This is a genomic window from Caballeronia sp., from assembly GCF_049581465.1.
Taxonomy (GTDB): Bacteria; Pseudomonadota; Gammaproteobacteria; order Burkholderiales; family Burkholderiaceae; genus Caballeronia.
In genome coordinates this window covers 1-1,964 of sequence record NZ_JBAUSA010000925.1, presented here as the reverse complement: position 1 = coordinate 1,964, position 1,964 = coordinate 1, and the positions used below count along the sequence as shown (strand labels likewise).

At 63.6% G+C, this 1,964-nt stretch carries 3 protein-coding genes; 2 read left to right on the top strand and 1 reads right to left on the bottom strand.

What is annotated here, in order from left to right:
* Positions 1-650 (bottom strand): tetratricopeptide repeat protein (locus WCA53_RS22745; protein WP_423915809.1); only part of this gene is annotated, 650 nt, incomplete at its 3' end.
* 127 nt (positions 651-777) lie between these two features.
* Here WCA53_RS22745 and WCA53_RS22740 point away from each other — a divergent pair.
* Positions 778-1,107: an ArsR/SmtB family transcription factor gene (locus WCA53_RS22740; RefSeq protein ID WP_423915806.1), complete on the top strand. Its 330-nt coding sequence runs from the start codon at positions 778-780 to the stop codon at positions 1,105-1,107.
* Positions 1,108-1,964, top strand: an 857-nt coding sequence (locus WCA53_RS22735) for a cation diffusion facilitator family transporter (protein ID WP_423915804.1), incomplete at its 3' end; no start/stop codon positions are given. It abuts the gene before it with no gap.

Here is a 1,964-nt window from a genome sequence, read left to right as displayed (position 1 = left end):
GCATAGAGGAGATTGCCCAGGTTGAAATGCGCCGCGACGTAATTCGGCTCGGCGACGATCGCAGCGCAAAACTGTTCGATGGCCCCGTAGGTATCGCCGAGCCCATTGAGCGCCATGCCTAGATTGTTGTGCGCTCCCGCGTGTCCCGGGCGGATCTGCAGCGCGCGCCGGAACGCCTGCGCGCCTTCCTCGAAACGACGCATGCCGAGCAGCGCATTGCCGAAATTGTTCCAGGTGGGGGCGTCGCCGGGTCGCAGGCGCAGCGCTTTTTCGAACGCATCGACGGCGTCTTCGTGGCGTCCCGCCGCCGCATACGCATTGCCGAGGTTGTATTGCGCCAGCGAAAAATCCGGCGACAGATGGAGTGCGTTGCGAAACCGCTCGATGGCGTCGTCGAGCCGTCCCAACGCCTTCAGCGCGTTGCCCAGGTTGAGTTGCAGGCCTGGATCGGCGGGGCGCAGGTCCACCGCGCGCCGCACCAGTTCAGCCGCTTCCGCGTGCTGGCCTTGTTGATGGCGCAGCACGCCGAGCAGATGAAGTGCGTCGACGTGGGAAGGTTCGGCGGCGAGCGCGGCTTGGTAGTCGCGCTCCGCCTCGGTCAGGCGGCCATCGCGGTGAGCTGCGAAGCCGCGCTCAAACACTGTGTCCATGAGGGCCAAGGAATGCAAAACGGGGTATTTTCCCACACGTTCGTCGCCGGTCGCATTTTTGCGTTGACGCAACAGTGTTATATTCGCTAACATATGAACACATGTTCATATGTTAGCGAAGCCTATTTTGTCTACGATTTTTGCCGCAACCGACGAACGCGTCGTTCCCCTTGCCGACTTGTTTCGACTCCTCGGCGATCCCACACGCCTGCGCATCGTGCTGACGTGCGTCGAGCGGCGCTGTTCGGTCGGGGCGATCGCTGAGTCCCTTGGGCTGTCCGCGTCGCTTGTCAGCCACCATCTGCGCTTGCTGAGGGCTGCGCGGATCGTGCGGGCGGAGCGGGAGGGCAAGCAGGTTTTCTATCTCGCAGCCGATAACCACATCAGCGCCATGCTGACTGAACTGCTCGAGCACGTTGCCGAGCCGCAAACCGATTTTCGACCGGATAACGAATAAATGGCAACGCATTCGCACGACGACCACGCGCACGACCACGCGCATGAGCCCAAGCACGACCACGCGCACGACCACAAGCCCAAGCACGACCACGGCGCGGGCGGTCACCACCACCATCATCACGCGCCGCCGGCGGGCCAGGGCCGCACGTTTGCAATAGCGGTCGGGCTGAATATCCTGATCGTGGTCGTGCAGGCCATTTACGGCTTTATCGCGCATTCCACCGCGCTGCTCGCTGACGCTGGCCACAATCTCTCCGATGTCCTGGGCCTTCTCCTCGCGTGGGGCGCCGTGTGGCTCGGTACGCGCAAGCCATCGGAGCGATACACGTTCGGCCTGGGCAGTTCGTCGATACTTGCTTCGCTCGCCAACGCCGCGCTGCTGCTCTTCGCGTGCGGCGCGATCGTCCTCGAAGCCGTGCAGCGGCTGCTCAATCCGGCGCCCGTCGCGGGCTTCGACGTGTTTATCGTCGCGACGCTCGGCCTGGTCGTGAACGGCTTCTCGGCGTGGCTCTTCATGCGCGGCAGCAAGGAAGACCTCAACGTGCGCGGCGCTTTCCTGCACATGGCCGCCGACGCTGCGATCTCCGCTGCGGTCGCCGTCAGCGGCCTGATCATTCTCTTCACGGGCGCGAGCTGGATCGATCCGGTGATGAGCATTGTCGTGGTCGCGGTGATCGTCTACGGCACCTGGGGTCTTGGGCGCGATGCAATGCGTCTCGCGATGGCCGCCGTGCCGGCAGGCGTGGACAAGCCGGGTATCGAAAAATACCTGGTGAACCTGCCCGGCGTGACCGACGTTCACGACGTCCACGTCTGGGCGCTTTCCACCACGGAAAACGCAATGACCGCGCATCT